Source organism: Microcoleus sp. T2B6, from assembly GCF_036700475.1.
Lineage (GTDB): Bacteria > Cyanobacteriota > Cyanobacteriia > Cyanobacteriales > Microcoleaceae > Microcoleus.
On the sequence record NZ_JAUBOZ010000021.1, the window covers coordinates 68,538 to 90,855 of the forward strand.

Below are 22,318 nucleotides of genomic sequence, written 5' to 3' on the forward strand. Positions count from 1 at the left end.
TAATGACTAATGACCAAGGGCTCATTACCAATCTGGGGGCAAATTGTAATACTCGAGAGTGGATGTATCTGCCAGCAAATCTTTGGTTTTTCTGTCAATTTTAATCTCACCATCCGCCAAAACTAACGCCCTTTCAGTCGTTTTACCTATCCAATTCAAATTGTGAGAAGCGATCAAAATTACCTCGATCGGCAATTGGGACAAAACCTTAGCCAAATGACGCCGCCACGAGGGATCGAGTCCGTTGGTCGGCTCGTCTAAGATTAAAATTGCCGGCTCTAATGCTAAAATTGCTGCCAAGGCTGCTAATCTTCTTTGGCCTCCTGAAAGTTCGTGGGCCGAACGGTTGGCGAATTCTACTAAACCAAATTCGTCTAATAGTGATAAAGCTCGATCGCGCGCAACTCCCGGTGGCACTCCGTAATTGCGGGGGCCGAACATGACATCCTCTAAAATAGTGGGCATAAATAGCTGGTCGTTAGCATCTTGAAAGCAAAATCCAATCTGCCTGCGCGCCTGCGATAAAGTCGCCTCTTCCAACTTTTTTCCCTGCACTCTAATCTCGCCCGCTTGAGGCATTTTTAATCCGATCAAGTTTTCGAGCAAAGTGCTTTTACCAGCACCTGTCAGGCCGAGTAGAGCAACTCTTTCTCCCGGTTGCAAAGTAAAAGAAATTCCCCGCAATACTGGCTTTTGATCTGGATAGCCAAATACTAAGTTTTCTACTTCGATTGTTGGCACGGATTTTAGTCTACTCAAGTTTTATTTTCCTCTATTTTAGGATTAAGAGTGTTTAACCGCAGAGAACGCAGAGGGCGCAGAGAGGGGAAGGGATAAGGCAAAAGGTAGAGGCCTGAATTAATCAATTACCAATTCTACTCGTTCACAGGCTCTGCCTGGGAACGCAGATCGGGAGGCTCTGCCTCCAATTTTCCTCCGCAAGAGGCGAGGCAGAGCCTCTGGATATGGATTCCCAGGCAGAGCCTGGGAACCAGTTAAATGCCCAATGCCCAATTACGAATAACCGTAAGAAGCTGTTGTTAATCCGGCTGCGATTAAAATTGCTAGTGTCAGCCAGAGTCGCTCTTTTGGTGTTGATTTTGAGTCGGCAGGTAAAGCTCCTTGATACCCGCGAATTAGCATGGCTGCGTGTACTCTTTCTGCCCGATCGAGACTTCGCAAATAAAGCGCTCCGATCATGGAAGCACTGGCGTAGCGCAGCCATCCTCCGGTACCGGACAAGCCCCGGAGTTGGGCTGATATTTTCATGCGGTTGACTTCGGACAGCAGGATTTCTAAGTATTGTCCTGTTAAAAGTACAATCTCTTGCAAACCTGCTGGTAGGGGTAATCCTTTGAGGGCGATTCCGAAACTGTGGGGTGGCAAAGTTAGCAGAAAGCTGTTCATAATTAGCAGGCAAATTAGGGAACGTAGCAACAGAAAACTGGCGCGTTCCCAACCTTGGGGCAGCACTAATAAGGAGAGAAAAACCAATTCTGCTCCCAACAGTTGCGCTAGGGTTCGCACGGGAGCCCTGAGCCAAAACGACCAAAAAAGTGCGATCGCCCCATAAATTCCCAGCCACAGCCAAGCGCCTGTCTTCAGAAAACCCATGCCAATCACAATTGTGAGAGACATTCGCAATCGAAAAGGTATGGAGAGTTTAGACATCTTTAGGTTTTACCACCAACTGAGCAATTCCAAAAGCCGCGCCGAAGCTGAAGGCAGACCCTAAAAGTCCAGCAATGCTAGTACCAACAGGCTGTTCTTCTAATCCTTTAACTGTGTAATCTGCTAAAGGAGTGGGATTTTCGATCGCCACAGCTTCTTTATCTTTAAAGCCGTATTTTTCGGCTACCGCTTCTAACCCGTCAGGCCAACTTGATGCGAACAGTGAAAGCACCCCGGAAATTAATAAAACTCCGATTACTGGCACTACCCATTTCTGCAATTGTGGCTGTTGTCCCGGCAGTAAATCCGGCCGCACTTTGACGAGATAAGTTAACACGCCGCCTGTAATTACCCCTTCGCCAATGCCAATTAAAATATGTACGCCTACCATTGCTGGCAATGCGATATTGAGCCCTACTGTACCAGAAATTGCGAGTTGGATCGCCACACAAATCGAAGCAGCCACGACGCTGAGGCCAGCGGCGATGCCCGCAGCTAGGGGCAAACGATTTCTGGAACCTCCCAAGAGTTGCTGCAATGGCTGCAACAGCCACCAGCCCACCCAAATGCCAACTAGCCCCATGTTAAAAATATTGGCTCCCAGGGCGGTGATGCCCCCGTCGGCAAACAAGACGCTCTGAATTATAAAAACCGTGCTCATTGCCAAAGTTGCCGCCCAAGGGTTCCCCAATACGACGGATGCCAGCGCTCCTCCCAACAAGTGGCCGCTGGTGCCGCCGGCTACGGGAAAGTTGATCATCTGGGCTGCAAACACGAAAGCTGTGGTTAAGCCCATGATTGGGGCTTGTCGAAGTCCAAGACTGGCGCGGGTTCGATTTAGCGCAACTGCAATTACTGCTGCACTTGCTATGCCGGTGGCAATGGCTACTGGCGGTGAAAGAAAGCCATCAGGTATGTGCATCGATCTCTCCCAAACGAGAAAAGTTCCAGCCCTTTAGTCAACTATTTTTTACAAAAATTTACCATCCCCTGTGGGGGTATTTCTGCGAGCGAGCGATCGGGGGATTGGTGGCGGGCGATCCCTTATGGGATATAGATTAGCGCCTCATCGGCAGAATTTTGAGGATGAGAAATTTTATATTAAATAATCCTGAAGAATTATTCGGATATTTTACAGACAACCTGCACATTAAAGCTTTTTGATAAGAATTATCAATATTTGTTTACACATTCAACTTCCAAATTGTATTCACCGTCCAGCTAAAACAAGAATATTAAAAAAATATAAAGAATATGCTGAAAATCTATCATTGGTTTTATTCTCAACTCTTGAGAATAAATTGCATTAAGTTTTTGACGACCGCAGCTGTGAAATTAGCAGATAGCTAGTCAAAGCCAAAGTATTGCGTGTTAGAGAAACTAAAAAGTGCGAATTATTGCGACTATATATAGTTAGCAGTAGGTTTGCAGTTGTCGAGCGCGCCCAAGTGCGATCGGCTTTGCCTGCACGAGCTCCATTATCAAGAAACTCAAAATACTAATGCGCTTATTCTCAAGTAATTTTCCGCACAACCTACAGGAGGTTTGCCAGTGGTGCAGCCGTCAACCCAAGACTCAACTACCGATTTAGTTCCATCGGAATTTCCCAGACAGTTAGATATCGCTCAAGTTTCTATCTACGGACTGAGTTTTTTATCGGCTGGTATGTTTCTGTTTTTACCTCTAGTCAACCTACTGCATCCCAGCCATTGGCAACGATTGATGGGAACCATTCACGGCTTAGGCGCAATGTTTGCAATGGTAGTGATGGTTTACACGGGACATTTAGCTTTCCCGTTGCTGCGCGGTGCCGGTAAAATCTTGCCACAAATGCGTACATTAGCCTTTTGGTCATCTATTTTGAGCTTTTTAGCCATAGCTACCGGCAATTGGGCTTATATGCGTTATCGGGCAGGCATGGACTTTGGCGGAGCTCGGGCTTGGCTGAAAGAAAACTCGCCTTTAGGGCAGTATGTTTTGATGGAATATCACGAGTTTAGCGTCCTGTTTACCCTGCCATTAGCAATAGCTTGCACCTGGATTCTGTGGACTTACGGCGATGCAATTTTAGAAAAGCATAATCGCCCGGTTTTAACCGCAACCTGTGTAGCTTTGATGGCGCTAATGTTTTTTTCAATGGGTGGCATGGTAAGTGGAATTGGCGTTGCTAAAATTCATGCTTTGTAGTCCGCATTTGCCAATTATCAACTATCAATCAATCGACTCTCAACTCTCAACTCTCAATCGATTGACTCTCAAGGCGGACAAGGTGGCACTGCCCCTACCCACTCTCAACTATCAACTATCATAGGAGATTTGTGAAATGACCAGACAATTATCCCGCCAAAGTCATGCGGGGGATGAACCTTTTTACGGTAAATTTTGGAGCAAATTAAAACACTTTCCTAACGGTTTAGCTGAGGGTTCGGCAACTGCGCCTAGGGTTTCGGGCCCAGCAGCAGCAGCAATAGTTAGCGCTGCAATTGGTTGTTTCACAATGATGGTGAGTCACCATTTAGGGGACACATCCAAAGAGATAAACGAAATGCTTTGGAACCTCGGTAGTTGGATTCCCGGAAGCAAGACTAATGATGAATTGTGGGGCAACATCGGCAGCTATACGGGCAAAGAAACTATGTTGCTTGTCGGTTGGCTTGTCAGTTGGCCAATTCTGCATCTGGTGTGGAAAAATCAGCAGATTAAAAGTCGCACCATATTTTTCTGGATGTTTGCTTTGTTAGTTGCTGCGACAGCTATGTCCTGGCATCCTCTCTTCCCCTATTTGCCCTTAACTTAAGTAATGCGAGGTTTGATGATGGAAACAAAAAATAAGCCGATCCCAGCCAGGGAGATGCACAAAATAGTTTGGATTAGTATGGGAGTTTTGACTCTTTTCTTTGTGAGTTTTCCTATCTCAATGTGGCGCGTCAGCCAAAAAGAAAAGTTTCTCGGTTCCCACGTCAAGTCTTTCACAATCGAGGGACAAAATCCCGCTAATGCTGTTGCTAATGCTGTTGCTAAGGGGCTGGCCCAACCAGCTATTGCCAGTAGCAGTGCGCTTCCGGCTGCAAATAATTCCTATTTAGGGGTTGATAGCCAAAAAAAGCTGCCTGACAAGTCTCCAAAGGTTTTACCTTTCACTAATACGTCTACTGAAACGGCTATTGCGAGTAGCCCTACAGATAAGACTGTCCAAGCTGTACCTGTATCAGCAGGCCAGCAGCAAGTTCAGGCGGTGGATGGAACAAATCAGACAGCAGAAATTACGGATCGCGTAAAACTAGATGAGTTAGCTCTAAAAGTCTACGATCGCATCGATCGAACTTGGCAAACTAGCCCTACGTTCAATCAAAATCTAGTCTATCGAGTCACTACAAGTCAAGATGGGGCGATCGGCAATTTCGAGCCCCTCAACCAGCCAGCCAAGGATTACACCCAAGAAACTCCTTTGCCAAATCTGCTCAAATCTCCCGAAACTAGCAGCAACAATGCAGCACCAGTCGCTAAGTTTACTGTAGTGTTTGCTCCTACTGGAACCTTAGAAGTTAACCCCTAACTCACATACAACATCTATATCCGGTAAGGTGCGTCCTCCGCACCTTACTTTTCATTTTTAACTTAAATGTGATATTATAAACAGCGCCCTCTAAGGCATTCTACATCTAAAACAACAAATGAAAGAACTTGACGAAAAAAAAACTCAGGAACTGCTATGCACCATCATGGAATGGGAACTTGCAGGTGTCGTGCGCTATACCCACTATTCACTAATGGTGACAGGGCCAAACCGGATTCCCATCGTGCAGTTTTTTAAAGCACAAGCAACGGAATCCCTACTCCACGCCCAACAAGCAGGAGAAATTCTCACCGGTTTAGAGGGGCATCCCAGTCAGAAAATTGCTCCCATCGAAGAAACATACAAACACTCGGTGAAAGACTTGTTAGAAGAAAGTTTAAATCACGAGAAAAAAGCGCTCAAAAAGTATAAATCCTTACTTGACGTTGTGACTGACTCCAGCGTTTATTTGGAAGAATATGCCCGCAATCTAATTGGACAAGAAGAATTGCACCAAGTAGAACTGAAAAAAATGCTGCGGGATTATAGTTGATTTAATCATTAGTTAATTGTTATTGGTTATTGGTTATTGGTTATTTCCAATGACCAATGACCAATGCCCCCTGCCCATGCCCCATGATTATAAAAAATGAATTTTAGTGAAGCAATACCAACTTTTGTAATTACCCTGCGCGAAGGTGTAGAAGCCGCCTTAGTCGTCGGAATTGTACTAGCTTGCCTCAAAAAAGCCGAGCAAACTCACCTCAATTCTTGGGTTTATGCAGGTGTCGCAGCCGGCATTGCTGCTAGCGGTTTTGTGGGTGTTTTATTCAACGGATTGCTCGCAGCCCTATCAACATCCGAGCAGCCTTACGCACCAGTAATTAAACAGCTATTAGAGGGCGTGTTGGGGATGGTGGCGATCGCAATGCTAAGCTGGATGCTAATTTGGATGACTCAGCAAGCGCGCTTTCTCAAAGCTGAAGTTGAAGGAGCAGTTACAGCAGCTTTGACAGAAAATAGCAATGCCGGCTGGGGCGTATTTGGCTTAATTTTTATTGCGGTACTGCGCGAAGGTTTTGAAACAGTTATATTTGTCAGCGCTCAATTTCAACAAGGTTTAACTCCTGCTTTAGGTGCTTTGGGCGGTTTGACTGGGGCGGCAATCATTGGCGCGCTACTGTTCAAGTGGGGCGTAAAAATTGATATCCGCCTGTTTTTCAAGTTTATGGGGATTTTGTTGCTGTTAATCGTGGCAGGTTTGGCAGTATCTGCACTCAAACATTTTGACCAAGCCGCTGGGATGTTGTCGCAGATGAATAGCCAGTATGCAGGGATTTGTTTTTATTACGATCGCCTCGCACCACTCCACTCTTGTATTTTAGGGCCTATGGTGTGGAATGCAGCGGAAATTTTGCCCGATCGACAATTTCCCGGAGTGATTCTCAAAGCACTGTTTGGATACAGAGATCGACTTTATCTCGTCCAAGCGGCGGCTTACACAATATTCTTAGCCACCATCGGCGGTCTTTATTTCCAAAAATTAGGCTCTAAGGCGACTGTTTCCCCAAAAAATACTCAGTCGGCTCAAGAATCAACTCTTTCTCAGTAGTTGTGTCGGCTATGGTTACAGATTATTTCCCTGCTTTCACTGCTTCTGAGGCCCAAAAAAATTGCCTGATTTTCCAAAATCGGCCAAAAATTTTAGGGTTTTGGGATAGACTCTTTGACATTTGTATGATATTATTTAATAATGGGAATAGCGCTTGTTTTGAAAATAAATAGTTAGATTTCTATTATTTAATAATACAGTCAAGAGCTAAAAAAAGCAAGGGCTAACCCTCAAAAAAAACAAAATTTTTCTCAACCTCACCAACTTTATAAATCACAAATCGTAGAGTGGGCGATCGTCGAAAATATGTAACTTGCAGAGAGCAGAATTGGCAATGTCAGGCCCGCAAAGGTGTCGATCGAGAACAGGGGCGATGACCCACTACGAGCAAACAAACGCAGGGTGGCTCTAAAATCTCAAATCCCATCATCACTCGTCGCCACAGAAGTCGCGCCCGCCAACAAAAAATCTACTCCAGGCCAGATTTCTGGCGAACAGTCTTTCTGATAACCACTGAAGGCGCTTATAATTAATACAACAATTTTTACATAGCTCAAAAAGGTCTTAATCAACCTTATAATTCTTAAATGAAGCTTAAAATTAAAAAATTGCTTGTTAAAGTTACCTGGAACCCCCAGAAGGCTGTAGCCTCCCCCATCTGGTTAGCGGTGAGATAAATAATGATGCCCCGGATACTTGTTATTGATGATGACGCGGCGATCGCCGAACTCGTAGCCGTCAACCTAGAAATGGCTGGCTACGAAGTCACCCAGGCAGAAGACGGCATCAAAGGTCAGGCACTAGCCATACAACTGCTCCCCGACCTGATCATGCTAGACCTCATGCTGCCTAGAGTAGACGGATTCACCGTATGTCAGCGTTTGCGGCGTGACGAGCGCACCTCAGACATTCCCGTCTTGATGTTGACCGCCTTAAGTCAAACTCAAGACAAAGTAGAAGGCTTCAACTCCGGCGCCGACGACTACCTGACCAAACCCTTTGAACTAGAAGAGATGCTAGCGCGAGTGCGAGCTCTACTAAGGCGAACAGACCGCATCCCCCAAGCTGCCAAACACTCCGAAATTCTGAATTACGGCCCGCTGACCCTTGTCCCCGAAAGGTTTGAAGCTGTTTGGTACGCTCAGACAGTCAAACTGACCCACCTAGAGTTTGAGTTGCTGCACTGCTTGCTTCAGCGCCACGGTCAGACAGTCTCTCCCAGCGAAATTCTCAAAGAAGTGTGGGGTTACGACCCCGACGACGACATCGAAACAATTCGTGTACACATCAGACACCTGAGAACCAAGATGGAACCCGATCCCCGCCATCCTCGGTACATCAAAACCGTATACGGGGCTGGTTATTGCCTGGAGTTACCCAACAACGAGCAAGTAGCTGAAGAAAGCAAATCCTCTGCTTGAGCTAGCGCGCCCGATGCAACAAGCAGTGAAAAATTCAGCTAGAAAAGCCTGAGAGCATTAGCTCTCAGGCTTTGTTGTTTGGAGTTTGAGATGAATATTTGACACTCCCCACGGCCCAAGCCTGGGGATTCTCCAAGCTAAACTTGGAAGGGACAGGCAAAAGTCCCCCTAGACGCTCAAAACAATACCCGTATCAAAGATATTGCAATTGCGCTTACTTTTAGAGTTTTTCTTACTTTCAGAGTCCATCGCACGAGCCAGATAGGTACGCTCCTCACCCTGCCATTATTCGCCCTTTAAGTATTCCGCATCAAAGGCGGATGTCTCCGTTGCCGGGATTTCTCCGCACGCTTGATGATTCTTCGCGTAGATGGTTATTCTTACTTGCTGTTTGAATTATATCAAAAACTGAAGGCGGTTGAAACCGCTACCGACTTATCCCCGTGTCTAAAGCCAGGGGCCCGGCGGGCTCGTTCTTCGGTCAACCAGTAGCCATTAACTCTAGCCCTAATACTCCTTAATAATATTATTTATCAATAAATTTAGAGGTATTCCTTTAGCTGCTATTTTCGCTAACGAGAAGCCCAATTCCGATCAAGCGCCAAAAACACTCATCATCGTGATATAACGATTTTTTTTCCTACAGATTTACATACCTGAACTCCAATCAGTGAAAATTTTTCTCAAATACCCCTTGACGAAACTACTAAAATTGTTGATTATCTATATCAATAACCTGCGATCGCTTAAAACTCCACTGACATCTTTCTCAAGAGGTAAATCGCCGTGAGCAGCATGGCAAAATCCTTCCCAGCCGAAGGAAAATCATTTCCCTGGTGGGTCGGCAAAGCCCGCTTAATCAACCTTTCGGGCCGTTTGCTAGGTACCCACGTCGCCCATGCCGGCCTCATCGTCTTCTGGGCGGGAGTCTCTACCCTATTAAAGCTTTCCCGCTTAAACCCCGAATTACCCATGTACGAACAAGGCTTAATCCTATTGCCAAACCTAGCCAGACTCGGCTTGGGCGGGGGTGCGGGAGGCAAAATTGTCGATACTATCCGTACTTCGCCCTTAGGGCGATTCACCTCTTTCTCGGCTTCGGCGGCATCTTTTACTCCCTCAAAGGGCCAGCCACCCTCGAAGCAAGAACTTTTTTCTTTGGCTACACATGGAAAGACGCAGACAAAATGACCACCATCTTGGGCATCCGCCTAGTTTTGCTGGGTGTCGCTACCTTCTTGTTGGTGGCCAAAGCTATGTATTTAGGTGGTTTATGACTGTTTTTTTCTAATATTTATGTATCGCCACTTTGATTATTTTTGTGGAGTCTGTCCGTAACATTGCCGCAAGGAGCGCATCAAATCAAGCGCTTGTATCCAATTCCTTGTTATGGGGATTTTTTTACTAAGGACTACCGCCACACATTTACAGTGCGCCCGTGCGTTGCTTGTACTAAAGATGCGATGGTTGCACTGACTTTGAACCTAAAACTGGTTTTGCCAATGCTTATCAGCAAAATTGCTATAAACTTCACAAAAATTACGCACAAATACCGAAAACCACTTTTTCACTTCCACTTTTAGTAAGGGGGATAGGTGACTAGCAGATTACCCTGGACTAAAGGGGGAGTCTAGAGTTATATGGATTCTCACGGAAAATATACTTTAGGAGAATTTCAAAAAGAGCGCGAATAAATAACAGATAATCCATTACCATCCTCGTTCAACTTTTTATTTTTGCCGACATGAATTTATACAGTGCTAACTCACTCAAAGTCGAACTAAACCAGAGAGGCTGCCGCCTGACTCCCCAGCGAGAAACTATTTTGAGTGTCTTTCAAAATCTACCGCAAGGCAATCATTTAAGTGCGGAAGAATTATACAAGACATTGCAGAATAAAGGAGAACGAATTGGCTTGTCTACTGTCTACCGAACGCTGCATTTATTAGCAAGGATAGGAATTTTGCGTGAACTAGAATTAGCAGAAGGACACAAACATTACGAACTGAATTTTCCCGAATTGCACCACCACCACCATCTGGTTTGCATTCAGTGTCACAAAACCTTTGAATTTAGCGATGAATCTATTTTAAGAATTGGCAAAAAGCAAGTTGAAAAAGCTGGGGTAGAACTGCTTGACTGTCAATTAACTGTGCGAGCTGTTTGTTTGGAAGCGCTACGGGAGGGATGGCCTTCTTTGGTACCCAGCAATTGGTTGTGTCCCCGATATCATTCAGCAATTGATGAGGAAATTAGTTGAGTTGAATGAAATATACTGGGGTAATTGGTAATTGGTGGTAATTCGTAATTTGTGCTTTTTTATTCGTTATGAGCTGTTAGTTATTAGCACCTACAAATAACCAATGACAACTGACAAATAACCAATGAGAAATAACCAATGAGAAATAACCAATGACAACTGACAACTGACAACTGACAACTGACTGCACTTTTGCAATCAAGCAACCTCAGAATCGCAACGTTGGTGTTCCATCCGAAATATGTTAGCGTACAAACTAGCAACAATCTGTTTGCCTTCCTGAGTCAACTGCAAGTAACCGAGAGATTCACTGATGTGAGGATAAATGCCGCTCCAGTAAAACTTAGAGTAGCTTTGCAGCAAGTCGCCCGGATGTCGATAGCCCAAAAGTTTAGTAGCACCGCTTTCTTCCAACTCGTAAAACAGCGCGCCAATTTTCTGCAAATATTGCGGGTTGCTGAGCTGACCTATCAAGTCAGCACCGCGAACTAAACTAGAGTAATTAACTGCCTCCTCGTCAGTGTTGCCGTCAAAAACCGAGAAACGAGTCTGTTCTATGTTCTGCTTAATTATCTCAGCATTAATTAGCTTGTGGTTGCCGAAGCGCTCGTCAATGAACAATTTAGCTCTGTCAACTCGGTAAGGAGCTAAGCTAGCGGCTGTTGCACCGGGAGCAAGTGCAATTCTCATGCCATCTTTTCCCGTAGCATACAATCCTTCTGATTCTTGGTCTTGCCGGCAAACTCCTTTGACATATCCGATGTCTTGGCACAGCAAAGAAATGATGAAGTGCAGCCAATCTTCGCAGGAAACTCCGCCCTGGCGAATGTGTTTTCCCCGCAAGATTTCTTGACCGACTAAGCTAATGCAAATGGCGTGTTCTACATTGTGATAAAGAGCGTCGCTGTTAGCGATGTTTTCTAACGCCATTGCGCCCACCCAGGCAATAATGTCAGCATAGTCTGATTTGTAGCCTCCGTAAGTGCGGCTGTACCCGTTCTGAAGTTGTTGGATGAAAGCCTCGATCAGCAGTTCTGTAGAATTAAACATACCGTGTCCTTTTACCTTAATATTTCCTTTTAAGAGCGGTGCATCTATGGGGGAGTCCTCTAATTTTATGGATGAGATTTTAGTTCACAACTCCTGCACCCCGCGTGCGTTGTGCTCTGTGGGCGGCAAATGGGTGGCAATCTCACAACTCAGTGACGCAGCTACGCCCGGGGAGTCACGAAGCAATCTCGCGCCCTGACTCAAAACTCCCAAGCAACTCAGTCCGTCACTGACACCCATCCCCGCCGTACTGCATACAGCAGCCTGCTGACAATTTTTCGATCGTCTGAACTTTTTAAACTGTGAGAATTAATTGCGTATTGAATTTGCTGGAACACAGTCCGATCGATCTTACCGGATTTCCAAATGTTCAAGTAAAGTTCGGAAATTTTATATTCAGGAATATAAGCTTTGGTTGTCATCTGCCGTCAACTCAATGTATATTTCTTATTGTCCGGCAATTTTAGATAACTTTATGTGATGTAGATCGGCTATAGACGGTGATGCGATCGCAGGCTGGAGTTGGACTAACTCGCCAAAAACTTTACTAAACTTAGTCATACTTAACTTGACTGATTAACATTGTGGGCGGTATGATTACACCAATGCCTAAAAAAGGCTTAAGCATCTGGTTTGTAAACCACAGCGCATGTCAAAACTGACCAGCCTGTAAAAAGGTCGAACGGGAGTCCGCGTTTCGTTAAATTGGTTGAAAATAGTGGATCACTCATGGCTAAAAGCTTCAACTAAAATTAACTCAATTAGGGCGATGCTCCACCCGAATTAACGCCTGTGGACAAGTTGCGAGCCGACTCCCTTATGTGAAACAGGAAGCAGACCCTTCAGGAGCAATCCTGATTGAATGGTAAGAATTAAATAAGTTTAGCCAAGTTTTGTGTAGCAGTTAAGGCGCCTCTCCTCACAATGGTAATTCGATCGAAAAAGCGCGATATGGCGATCGTCATAAATTTTGGTGACGGCTGTGAAAATCATCATAGTTGCGCCTAAATTATAGGATGTCACATACCATTCTCCCGTTGCGCTCGCCCCCGGACAACTTGCAGCAAGGAAGGAAGTTCGATCGCGGATCGCGCAAATTTCTTGCCAAAGAAACTCGCGTCGTGTACAATACAGAGTCTGGTATCCTCACTTACCCATAATTATTTTCATTCATCCCGTCCCCCCAGAGGGGAAGGGACTTTCAGTGCGGATACAGCCAAATCACTATATTCAGCAAAAAGCTAGAAATGCCGTAACTCATGCCCACTATTCAGCAACTCATCCGTTCAGCACGGGAACAAACGCAGAAAAAAACCAAATCGCCAGCTCTCAAGAGTTGTCCGCAGCGCCGCGGAGTTTGCACCAGAGTGTACACGACCACCCCGAAAAAACCCAACTCGGCGCTGCGGAAGGTGGCTCGGGTGCGGCTGACATCTGGTTTTGAAGTCACCGCCTACATCCCAGGGATCGGTCACAACTTGCAAGAACACTCGGTAGTAATGATCCGGGGCGGTCGGGTAAAAGATCTGCCCGGAGTTAGATACCACATCATTCGGGGTACATTAGACACCGCTGGGGTGAAAGACCGCAAGCAGGGTCGTTCCAAATACGGGGCCAAGCGTCCTAAAGAGAAAAAATAACACGGAACTCGCCCGCTCGTCGGGGTTGGGAAGCAAAAATAAATCCGATCGCGCCGATCAATTGCACGCTCGATCGTCATAAATCGAGATGTGATCCCAAAACCCCAAACTCAATCATTCAAAATCAAAAATCCCAAATAGAACTATGTCTCGCCGCACAGTTATTCAAAAACGTCCAGTTCCACCAGATCCAACCTACAACAGCCGGTTGGTAAGCATGATGGTGAGACGGATCATGCAGCACGGCAAAAAATCCGTTGCCTCCAGCATCGTCTACGACGCCCTCAAAACAATCCAAGAACGCACAGGGGCTGAACCGTTAGACTTGTTTGAAAAAGCAGTCAAAAACGCAACACCCCTGGTCGAAGTCAAAGCCCGCCGGGTAGGTGGCGCCACCTACCAAGTGCCGATGGAAGTGCGTTCCGATCGCGGTACCACCCTCGCCCTCCGCTGGCTGATCAGATTTGCCCGCGCCCGCACCGGCCGCTCAATGGCCGCCAAGCTAGCCAACGAACTGATGGATGCAGCTAACGAAACAGGGAGTGCTATTCGCAAGCGCGAAGAAACTCACCGTATGGCTGAAGCTAACAAGGCTTTTGCTCACTACCGCTACTAACTGCAACAACGGGCATGGAGAAGAGCGCGATCGTTCGGTATAAAAGCATCGGGTGAGAAATTGGAAAGTGTAAGTTTTGAGTGTTGAGATTGCTTCTCTTGGCGCAGTTGCGATTCGTGAAGCAAACTCAAAATTCACGCACTCAAAATTCACGCACTCTCTGAATCCTCCATGTCGCATCCTTAATATTTTTGTAAACAAATCTTGCAAAAAATATTAAAATGTAACAATAAGCTCCTGAGACTTTTGTAAGTCGCTGGGGAGTGCAAAATAGGGTTACTGTGTAGTATAATAGTATTATAACAGCAACACAAGATTAAGGAGGTAGCTGTGGCACGTACCGTCCCGCTAGAAAAAACTCGCAACATCGGCATCGCAGCCCACATAGACGCGGGCAAAACAACAACAACTGAAAGAATTCTGTTCTATTCAGGCATGGTTCACAAAATGGGTGAAGTGCACGAGGGAACAGCAGTCACTGACTGGATGGAGCAAGAGCGGGAGCGGGGAATTACGATTACTGCCGCTGCTATCACCACCAGTTGGAAAGATTACAAAATCAACATCATCGACACTCCCGGACACGTAGACTTCACGATCGAAGTCGAACGCTCGATGCGAGTGCTCGACGGAGTGATCGCAGTGTTCTGCTCGGTAGGGGGAGTGCAGCCGCAATCCGAAACAGTTTGGCGACAAGCCGATAGGTACAAAGTACCGAGGATCGTGTTCGTCAACAAAATGGATCGGATGGGGGCAAACTTCTACAAAGTCTACGGCCAAATTCGCGATCGAATGAGAGCGAACGCCGTACCCATCCAAATCCCGATCGGCAGTGAAGAAAACTTCCGGGGAATTGTAGACTTAGTGCAAATGAAAGCCTATATCTACAACAACGACACGGGAACTGACATCGCGGAAGTAGAAATCCCCGATGAAGTAAAGGATCTAGCCGTAGAATACCGCACCAAGCTGATCGAGTCGGTAGCAGAAACCAACGACGCCCTCACCGAGAAATACCTTGAAGGCGAAGAGTTAACGGAAGACGAAATCCGCTTGGCCCTGCGTCACGGCACTGTCGAAGGTACGATCGTCCCCATGTTGTGCGGTTCGGCATTCAAAAACAAAGGCGTTCAGTTGTTATTGGATGCAGTCATCGACTATCTGCCGTCGCCCTTGGAAGTTCCTCCAATTCAAGGACTCCTGCCCAACGGCGACACAGCCGAGCGGTTTGCCGACGACAACGCCCCGCTGTCAGCCCTGGCCTTCAAAATCATGGCAGACCCCTACGGTCGCCTGACCTTTGTTCGCGTCTACTCCGGTATCCTCAAAAAAGGCACCTACGTCCAGAACTCCACCAAAGACAAAAAAGAGCGGGTTTCTCGCCTAATTGTACTCAAAGCGGACGATCGGATAGAAGTTGAGGAACTCCGAGCCGGAGACTTGGGAGCAGCCTTGGGTTTGAAAGACACCTTCACCGGCGACACCCTCTGCGAAGAAGGAGCGCCAGTGATTCTGGAATCTCTGTTTATTCCAGAGCCAGTCATCTCGGTGGCTGTCGAACCCAAAACCAAACAAGATATGGAGAAGCTCTCCAAAGCCCTCCAGTCGCTCTCGGAAGAAGACCCCACCTTCCGAGTCAACGTTGACCCAGAAACCAACCAGACAGTCATCGCCGGTATGGGCGAACTGCACCTGGAAATCCTGGTTGACAGGATGCTGCGGGAATTCAAAGTAGAAGCGAACGTGGGTCAGCCACAAGTAGCCTACCGCGAAACCATTCGCAAAGCCGTCCGCGCCGAAGGTAAATTTATCCGCCAAAGCGGTGGTAAAGGTCAGTACGGTCACGTCGTGATCGAACTAGAACCCACCGAAGTCGGAAGCGGCTTTGAATTTGTCTCCAAAATTGTTGGTGGCACTGTACCCAAAGAGTACATCGGCCCTGCAGAACAAGGGATGAAAGAAGCGTGCGAATCAGGTATTGTAGCAGGATATCCCGTGATTGACCTCAAAGCTACTATGGTAGACGGGTCTTTCCACGACGTAGACTCCTCAGAAATGGCATTTAAGATCGCCGGTTCAATGGCGATCAAAGAAGCCGTGATGAAGGCGTCGCCAGTGCTGCTAGAGCCTATGATGAAAGTAGAGGTTGAAGTTCCCGAAGATTACATCGGGAACGTCATCGGAGACCTCAACTCGCGTCGGGGTCAGATCGAAGGTCAAGAGACGGATCAGGGGATAGCCAAAGTTTCTGTAAAAGTTCCACTAGCAGAAATGTTTGGTTACGCCACCGACATCCGCTCGAAAACCCAAGGTCGAGGCATCTTCACAATGGAATTCAGCCATTACGAAGAAGTGCCGCGAAACGTGGCTGAAGCCATTATCGCTAAGAACAAAGGGAACTAATGATTTTGGATTTTAGATTTTGGATTTTGGATTGAATCCAAAGTCTAGAATCTAAAATCTCAAGTCTAAAATCGCTAAAAGAAACAAGGAACAGATCAAGAATGGCACGCGCAAAATTTGAACGGAATAAACCCCACGTAAACATCGGCACGATCGGTCACGTTGACCACGGCAAAACAACTTTGACCGCCGCGATTACGATGACTCTCTCTGCACTAGGTCAAGCAAAGGCTAAGAACTACGCCGACATCGACGCTGCGCCTGAAGAAAAAGCACGGGGTATTACGATTAATACTGCCCACGTGGAATACGAAACCACAGGTCGGCACTATGCCCACGTAGATTGCCCCGGACACGCTGACTATGTGAAAAACATGATCACCGGTGCTGCTCAAATGGACGGCGGCATCCTAGTAGTGTCAGCGGCAGACGGCCCCATGCCTCAAACTCGCGAACACATCCTGCTAGCTAAGCAAGTTGGCGTTCCCAGCCTGGTTGTCTTCTTGAACAAAGAAGACATGGTGGATGATGCTGAACTGTTGGAATTGGTAGAACTGGAAGTTCGCGAACTTTTGAGTTCTTACGATTTTCCTGGTGATGACATCCCCATCGTCACAGGTTCGGGATTGAAAGCTCTCGAAGCGATGCTTGCTAATCCCAAGACTGTCAAGGGCGAAAATGAGTGGGTTGACAAAATCTACAAGCTGATGGAAGAAGTAGATTCTTACATCCCCACACCAGAACGCGAAGTTGACAAGCCTTTCTTGATGGCAGTTGAAGACGTATTCTCGATTACTGGTCGGGGTACTGTTGCTACTGGTCGGATTGAGCGCGGCACAATCAAAGTCGGCGAAACAGTAGAAGTGGTTGGCATTAAGGACACTCGCAGCACTACGGTGACTGGTGTGGAAATGTTCACCAAGTCGTTGGATGAAGGCTTGGCAGGCGACAACGTGGGTCTACTGCTGCGGGGGATTTTAAAGGCGGATATTGAAAGAGGCATGGTAATTGCCAAGCCCAAATCCATCAGTCCTCATACTCAGTTTGAATCTGAAGTGTACATCCTGAAGAAGGAAGAAGGTGGCCGGCACACGCCATTTTTCTCTGGATATCGCCCTCAATTCTACGTTCGTACCACTGACGTGACCGGCACGATCAACCAGTTCACCGCTGATGACGGTAGTGAAGCAGAAATGGTGATGCCCGGTGACCGGATCAAAATGACTGTTGAGTTGATTCACCCGATCGCGATCGAACAAGGAATGCGCTTCGCTATCCGCGAAGGTGGCCGCACCGTCGGCGCCGGCGTTGTTTCCAAAATCCTCAAGTAGGACTCCGATAACAGCTTAAATAGCAGAAAAGCCACCAAATGTCAATAGGCTTTTCTGCTATTTAGTGAGTAGTGAGTAGTTATAGGTTAGTGGCCAGTTGTTAGTAGTTATGGGTTAAAGGTTTAATAACAAATAACAAATAACAAATGACTGATGACTGATGACTAATGACTAATGACTAATGACTAAAAATAAACTGAACCTCGAAAATTCAAGAAACAAAAATGGCAACAATTCAACAGCAAAAAATTCGCATTCGCCTCAAAGCTTTCGATCGCCGAATTCTAGACGCATCCTGCGAAAAGATTGTAGATACAGCAAATCGGACAGCAGCCACAGCGATCGGCCCGATTCCCCTACCGACAAAACGGCGGATTTACTGCTTGCTGCGATCGCCCCACGTAGACAAAGATTCTCGCGAACACTTTGAAACCCGCACGCACCGCCGGATTATCGACATTCACCAGCCATCGGCCAAAACAATTGACGCTTTGATGAAACTGGATTTGCCAGCCGGCGTAGATATCGAAGTCAAGCTGTAGATTGACCTATCTCAAACGCAGAAAGAAGGAACAAACATTAAATAAATTGTTCCTTCTTTTTGTTGAAAATTCCCTAGTCATTAGTTATAGAAGAAGGAAGAAGGAAGAAGGAAGAAGTAAGTTCGGCAACCGATTCGCTCGACGGATGTAACGGATGTAACGGATGTCAGTTCGATGGAAGTCGGAAGAAGGAAGAAGGAAGAAGCAATAAAATCAATCGTTTCAGCCATTAACAACGTCCTAACCGTCTTGGCGATTGCTATAAGCTGTCGCGCATTTAAATTGTATATTCAGGGCGGGCGGGACGCCCAACCCCTACTCCCCACAATACTTTAATTTTTTTTGACATACAATTTAAATGCAGAACAGCTTATTAGGTATTAGTTATTAGTTAATAATCAGCAATAATTTCTGCTCCAGCCCGAACTTAAATAATTATTTTTAATTAAGGCGCGATCACTACAAAAACGCTCCTTTAGCAGTCGCTATCATCGCCTTCGGGAGCACTGAGTTTAGCAAAAAGGTATATTTAACATTTTGACGAAATAACGCCTTTGTCAAGCTCTCAGCGCTGGAGATAGCCAGCCGTCGCTCCCGTTGCGAGCGAAAAAGCCCGATCGCTCCTGCCCCGGAATTGCCTTTAATCAGTTAAAGTAAGAAAAATAAGCGCAAGTACCGTCACCTTTGAGCGACAATGGCATCCTCTTCCTCTGTAGCAGTTCGCGAACTCCCCTTATTTCCGTTGCCGGAAGTGGTTCTATTTCCAGGTAGACCGCTGCCGCTGCAAATCTTCGAGTTTCGCTATCGAATCATGATGAATACGATTCTGGAGGGCGATCGGCGTTTCGGTGTACTCATGTGGGACCCCAACCAAAACAAAGTCTCTGCCGTTGGCTGTTGCGCCGAAGTGATTCACTGTCAGCGCCTCCCCGACGATCGCATGAAAATTATGACCCTCGGACAGCAGCGGTTCCGAGTGCTCGACGCAGTTCGGGAAAAACCCTATTTAGTCGGTCTAGTAGAATGGATGGAAGATGAACCGCCGCAAAAAGACCTCAGACCTTTGGGAAAAGATGTCGAACAACTGCTGAGAGATGTAGTTCGCCTCTCCAGCAAATTGATGGATCAGCCGATCGACCTGCCCGAAGACATTCCCAGTTTGCCCACCGAATTGTCCTATTGGGTAGCGAGCTACCTTTACGGCGCAGCGACAGAACAGCAAACTCTTTTAGAATTGCAAGATACTGCTGCGAGATTGGAACGCGAAACCGAAATTTTGACTTCTACTCGCAATCACTTGGCAGCGAGGACTGTACTTAAAGATACCCTCAAGTAGCCAATGGGGCAGGCAAAAAGTACGATCGGTTTTGCCTGCATGGAAGCAAGAATCACACAGAGTCATACCATTTTCGATTTTCGATTTTCGCATTGGAGATTAAATAATTGAGAATTAATAGACCTTTTACACAAATATATAGCAACGGGCAAGATGCCCGTTCCACAAAAATAAATTATTCTGTGGAACGGGCATCTTGCCCGTTTCTAAATTAGATGCTTGTGTTAGACAATCACGACCAACCGAAACCATACGATGCAGTTAGAGGCGGTCAACTGCCACCTCCTGTGGGCGGTGTAGTGCTCGGCGGACTAGCAGGAGTTAAACATCGGCTGTCTAGTTCTATCAACGAACATCGAATTGCCGCCCTGAGAGAGACATTGAATTACGGCGATGCTGGCTTAAAAATAGTCATCCAGATTTGTCAAAGCGAAACAGGGCCAGTGCAGCGGGCGGCCTGCGATTTGCTTCGACAAAGGCTGAATTCGATCGCCCGCGAAAAATTACAGGCCTTTGTAGCTTCAAGTTCAGATTCAGAAGCTGAGTTAGACAGCACGGAAAAAATATTAAAGCACTCATCCGGTGCAGTCTCAGAAAAAAATTACGATCGGCAAATGTCCGAAGCACAGTTAATATTTGAGACCATTACGCAGCAAATGCAACCAAATTTGTTGCTATTAGAAGCACTGGTAGCCTCTGTAGAACGGGAAGAATTTACCAGCGAACTGATGAATCTTTGGGAACTATTAATCTTAGAAATTCAGGAACCTCTCAAAGAACTGCGTCAGGCTGTTGGCAGTGCGATTTCCGCCCAACTGCGGATTCAGTGGCTGTACAATCAAGCTGAATCTCAAGCCAACCAGTGGCAGCAGCGAGCTTTGCTAGCTCTTCAGACACAGGATGAAAATTCAGTCCGCCTCGCCGTGGTTCGCCAGCAGGTTCAATTCGATCAGGCGGCAGAACTAAAAATTGACTTAGACTACCAAACTGTGCGAGTAGAAAATCTCAACCGCAACTTGCTGGCTTTGGAAAGTAAGATTGCTCAAGCTAATTCCAAGAAAGAGATCCTCAAGATGCAGCTTCATTTTGCTAAGGTACAGCAGCAAATAGACTTCACTTTCAGCCAAGTCAATAGTATATTTTTTAGTCCTTAGTTGTCGGATTCTCCGGTTATATATTGCGTGAACTCAAACTTGTCTGACGCAAAAATGTATGGCCCCACTTAAAATTGCCTCATCTAACTTAGCTCCTTCGAGATTAGCGCCGCACAAAAATGCCCCGCTCAAATTAGCACCCCTCAAGTCAGCTCCTCTCAAGTCAGCGCCCTCAAGGTTACTTTCACACAAAAAAGCGTTTCTCAAGTCGGCTTTGTTCAGGCTCGCTCCCCGCAGTCTTGCCTCGCTTAGATTGGCTTTTTCAAGGTTTGTATTGTCCAAGCAAGCATCTAGGAGGTTTGCTTCCATCAAGTTGGCGTTTTCCAAGTTTGCTCCGATCAAATTAACACCAATCATTTTGGTGTCGCTCAAGTTGGCTTTTTTCAGGTTTGCGTCAATCAGGTCAGCTCCTGTTAATCTTGCGAAAGTTAGATCGGCTCCGCTCAGGTTAGCTCCATTTAGGTTGGTCATCACCAGACAGGCATTCTTGAGCTTGGCACCTATTAAGTTTGCCCCCCTTAAGTTGGCCAGGGCAAAATTTATTTCCTTGAGATTCGCACAGGCTAGATTAATATGAATTAGGAAAGCTTCTCGCAAAGAAGCCTCTTTCAAGTTGCTTTCATGAAAATTTCTTTCTCCGGCTGCGTATCGCTTGAGAAGTTCATCCGCATTCATCTCGCCAGCCTCCTAAGTTTTACTTAAAAATAAATTATACTACTGACAGTACATTGTAGCAACCAAATATTTTTAAAGTTTCTGTGTGATTTTTTAATTCATCGAGTGCCGAGCGAACAAATGCTTGGCAGGCGTTAGCCTCAACGTCCATAAAGAAAATATATTCTCCGAGGGATCTTTTAGTCGGTCTAGATTCAATCCGACTTAAATTAATACCGCGACTGGCAAATACTTGCAAAGGTTTTACCAGTGTTCCCGGCATATTGGCAGGTACGCTAAAAGCTAGTGAGGTATGGGTGCAATTAGACGGTGAAGCATCGAGGATCAACTTAGAAGCAGATTGGGTAAGGGATTTAAGGGATGAGTGATCCCCTGGTTCTACGTTGGCGATTTCTCCAAAACTCCTGCTGAGTACCCAAAATCGAGTGTAATTATCGGGATAATCATTAATGGGGTGAGCTAACACTGGCAAATTGTAAAGTTCAGCCGCTCTTGGCGAAGATATCGCTGCTACATTTGTATCTTCCAGATATTGCAATGCTTCCGTGGTTGAATTGGCCGGAATTAATTGAGCTGAGGGAATAAACTGCCCCAACCATACCTGACACTGAGCTAGCGCTTGCGGGTGAGAGTAAACTTTTTGAATCTCGTTAAAATTTTTAGCATTGGACACTAGCGCGTGGGAAATTGGCAAAACTAAGGCGTGTTGAATGCGGAGTTGATCGAGTCGCCACAGTGTGTCTAAGGTGACAGTCACGCTGCCTTCGATCGAATTTTCGACGGGCACCACTGAATAGTCAACCTGCCCTAGGGCCGATGCCTCTAGCGCTTGAGAAATGGTGGAATAAGGACACAGGGTGCATTCCAAGTTAGTATTCAGGCTCAACCAATTGACATAAGCTAGAGCCGCTGTTTCTGCATTTGTACCAACAGGGCCGAGATGTGCGATCCTCTTCGAGGGCTTCGCTAACGAAATTTTCATTTAGAGGCAATTTTAGGTTACAAATGTTTGCTTGACTCTCATCAGCTAGGAAGTATGATGAAAAATTAG

The 22,318-nt window shown here is 46.3% G+C and carries 22 protein-coding genes and 1 pseudogene; 16 read left to right on the plus strand and 7 right to left on the minus strand.

Annotation, left to right across the window (positions count from 1 at the left end; genetic code table 11):
• Positions 1–24: 24 nt before the first annotated feature.
• From QUA00_RS12220 to QUA00_RS12230, 3 genes are all read right to left on the minus strand, one after another.
• Positions 25–759, minus strand: coding sequence for an ABC transporter ATP-binding protein (locus QUA00_RS12220; RefSeq protein ID WP_333102842.1), 735 nt, complete (start codon positions 757–759; stop codon positions 25–27).
• Positions 760–1,014: 255 nt separating this feature from the next.
• Positions 1,015–1,671, minus strand: coding sequence for an energy-coupling factor transporter transmembrane protein EcfT (locus QUA00_RS12225; RefSeq protein WP_333102841.1), 657 nt, complete (start codon positions 1,669–1,671; stop codon positions 1,015–1,017).
• The gene (locus QUA00_RS12230; RefSeq protein ID WP_333142739.1) at positions 1,664–2,593 is read right to left on the minus strand and encodes an energy-coupling factor ABC transporter permease; all 930 of its coding nucleotides are present in this window, start codon (positions 2,591–2,593) and stop codon (positions 1,664–1,666) included. The genes QUA00_RS12225 and QUA00_RS12230 overlap by 8 nt, the downstream gene beginning before the upstream one ends.
• A 629-nt stretch (positions 2,594–3,222) precedes the next feature.
• Here QUA00_RS12230 and QUA00_RS12235 point away from each other — a divergent pair.
• The 8 genes and pseudogenes from QUA00_RS12235 to QUA00_RS12270 all read left to right on the plus strand — a co-directional run bounded on the left by QUA00_RS12235 (position 3,223) and on the right by QUA00_RS12270 (position 10,520).
• Positions 3,223–3,858: a hypothetical protein gene (locus QUA00_RS12235; RefSeq protein ID WP_333409787.1), complete on the plus strand. Its 636-nt coding sequence runs from the start codon at positions 3,223–3,225 to the stop codon at positions 3,856–3,858.
• A gap of 136 nt (positions 3,859–3,994) precedes the next feature.
• Positions 3,995–4,468 carry a hypothetical protein gene (locus tag QUA00_RS12240; protein WP_333102838.1) on the plus strand — a complete coding sequence of 158 codons (474 nt, stop codon included), beginning with the start codon at positions 3,995–3,997 and terminating at the stop codon, positions 4,466–4,468.
• A 15-nt stretch (positions 4,469–4,483) separates the two neighbouring features.
• Entirely contained in the window at positions 4,484–5,227 is a 744-nt protein-coding gene (locus QUA00_RS12245) for a hypothetical protein (protein WP_333409788.1), read from the plus strand.
• Positions 5,228–5,345: 118 nt separating this feature from the next.
• Positions 5,346–5,780 (plus strand): ferritin-like domain-containing protein, encoded by a 435-nt coding sequence (locus QUA00_RS12250; protein WP_333102835.1) that lies wholly within the window; start codon positions 5,346–5,348, stop codon positions 5,778–5,780.
• A gap of 96 nt (positions 5,781–5,876) precedes the next feature.
• Positions 5,877–6,839, plus strand: coding sequence for an FTR1 family protein (locus QUA00_RS12255; protein WP_333409789.1), 963 nt, complete (start codon positions 5,877–5,879; stop codon positions 6,837–6,839).
• Between the two features lie 683 nt (positions 6,840–7,522).
• Positions 7,523–8,260, plus strand: a complete 738-nt coding sequence (locus QUA00_RS12260) for a response regulator transcription factor (protein WP_333142744.1) — start codon at positions 7,523–7,525, stop codon at positions 8,258–8,260.
• Between the two features lie 795 nt (positions 8,261–9,055).
• Positions 9,056–9,537: pseudogene (locus tag QUA00_RS12265) on the plus strand (hypothetical protein).
• Positions 9,538–10,004: 467 nt separating this feature from the next.
• Entirely contained in the window at positions 10,005–10,520 is a 516-nt protein-coding gene (locus tag QUA00_RS12270; RefSeq protein WP_333409790.1) for a transcriptional repressor, read from the plus strand.
• 198 nt (positions 10,521–10,718) lie between these two features.
• On the opposite strand, the gene QUA00_RS12275 is transcribed toward QUA00_RS12270, so the two are convergent.
• Positions 10,719–11,570: an Npun_R2479 family HD domain-containing metalloprotein gene (locus tag QUA00_RS12275; protein WP_333147448.1), complete on the minus strand. Its 852-nt coding sequence runs from the start codon at positions 11,568–11,570 to the stop codon at positions 10,719–10,721.
• A 218-nt stretch (positions 11,571–11,788) separates the two neighbouring features.
• The gene (locus QUA00_RS12280) at positions 11,789–11,992 is read right to left on the minus strand and encodes a hypothetical protein (protein WP_333109740.1); all 204 of its coding nucleotides are present in this window, start codon (positions 11,990–11,992) and stop codon (positions 11,789–11,791) included.
• A 594-nt stretch (positions 11,993–12,586) separates the two neighbouring features.
• Between QUA00_RS12280 and QUA00_RS12285 the strand changes: the two genes are divergently transcribed.
• From QUA00_RS12285 to QUA00_RS12320, 8 genes are all read left to right on the plus strand, one after another.
• The gene (locus QUA00_RS12285) at positions 12,587–12,730 is read left to right on the plus strand and encodes a hypothetical protein (protein WP_333147444.1); all 144 of its coding nucleotides are present in this window, start codon (positions 12,587–12,589) and stop codon (positions 12,728–12,730) included.
• Between the two features lie 99 nt (positions 12,731–12,829).
• Positions 12,830–13,210 (plus strand): 30S ribosomal protein S12, encoded by a 381-nt coding sequence (gene rpsL / locus QUA00_RS12290; RefSeq protein ID WP_006632197.1) that lies wholly within the window; start codon positions 12,830–12,832, stop codon positions 13,208–13,210.
• A 145-nt stretch (positions 13,211–13,355) separates the two neighbouring features.
• Positions 13,356–13,826 carry a 30S ribosomal protein S7 gene (rpsG, locus tag QUA00_RS12295; RefSeq protein ID WP_006632196.1) on the plus strand — a complete coding sequence of 157 codons (471 nt, stop codon included), beginning with the start codon at positions 13,356–13,358 and terminating at the stop codon, positions 13,824–13,826.
• 330 nt (positions 13,827–14,156) lie between these two features.
• Positions 14,157–16,229 (plus strand): elongation factor G, encoded by a 2,073-nt coding sequence (fusA, locus tag QUA00_RS12300; protein ID WP_333147442.1) that lies wholly within the window; start codon positions 14,157–14,159, stop codon positions 16,227–16,229.
• 101 nt (positions 16,230–16,330) lie between these two features.
• Positions 16,331–17,560, plus strand: a complete 1,230-nt coding sequence (tuf, locus tag QUA00_RS12305) for an elongation factor Tu (protein WP_333147440.1) — start codon at positions 16,331–16,333, stop codon at positions 17,558–17,560.
• Between the two features lie 224 nt (positions 17,561–17,784).
• Positions 17,785–18,102: a 30S ribosomal protein S10 gene (rpsJ, locus tag QUA00_RS12310; protein WP_006632193.1), complete on the plus strand. Its 318-nt coding sequence runs from the start codon at positions 17,785–17,787 to the stop codon at positions 18,100–18,102.
• 694 nt (positions 18,103–18,796) lie between these two features.
• Complete coding sequence (locus QUA00_RS12315) at positions 18,797–19,438, plus strand: LON peptidase substrate-binding domain-containing protein (RefSeq protein WP_333104131.1); 642 nt, start codon at positions 18,797–18,799, stop codon at positions 19,436–19,438.
• Positions 19,439–19,653: 215 nt separating this feature from the next.
• Positions 19,654–20,592, plus strand: a complete 939-nt coding sequence (locus tag QUA00_RS12320; protein ID WP_333409791.1) for a PspA/IM30 family protein — start codon at positions 19,654–19,656, stop codon at positions 20,590–20,592.
• A gap of 33 nt (positions 20,593–20,625) precedes the next feature.
• Here QUA00_RS12320 and QUA00_RS12325 read toward each other — a convergent pair whose 3' ends face one another.
• Both QUA00_RS12325 and pheA read right to left on the minus strand, forming a co-directional pair.
• Positions 20,626–21,267, minus strand: coding sequence for a pentapeptide repeat-containing protein (locus tag QUA00_RS12325; RefSeq protein ID WP_333145974.1), 642 nt, complete (start codon positions 21,265–21,267; stop codon positions 20,626–20,628).
• A 34-nt stretch (positions 21,268–21,301) separates the two neighbouring features.
• Positions 21,302–22,249, minus strand: coding sequence for a prephenate dehydratase (gene pheA / locus QUA00_RS12330; RefSeq protein WP_333145977.1), 948 nt, complete (start codon positions 22,247–22,249; stop codon positions 21,302–21,304).
• Positions 22,250–22,318 lie beyond the last annotated feature (69 nt).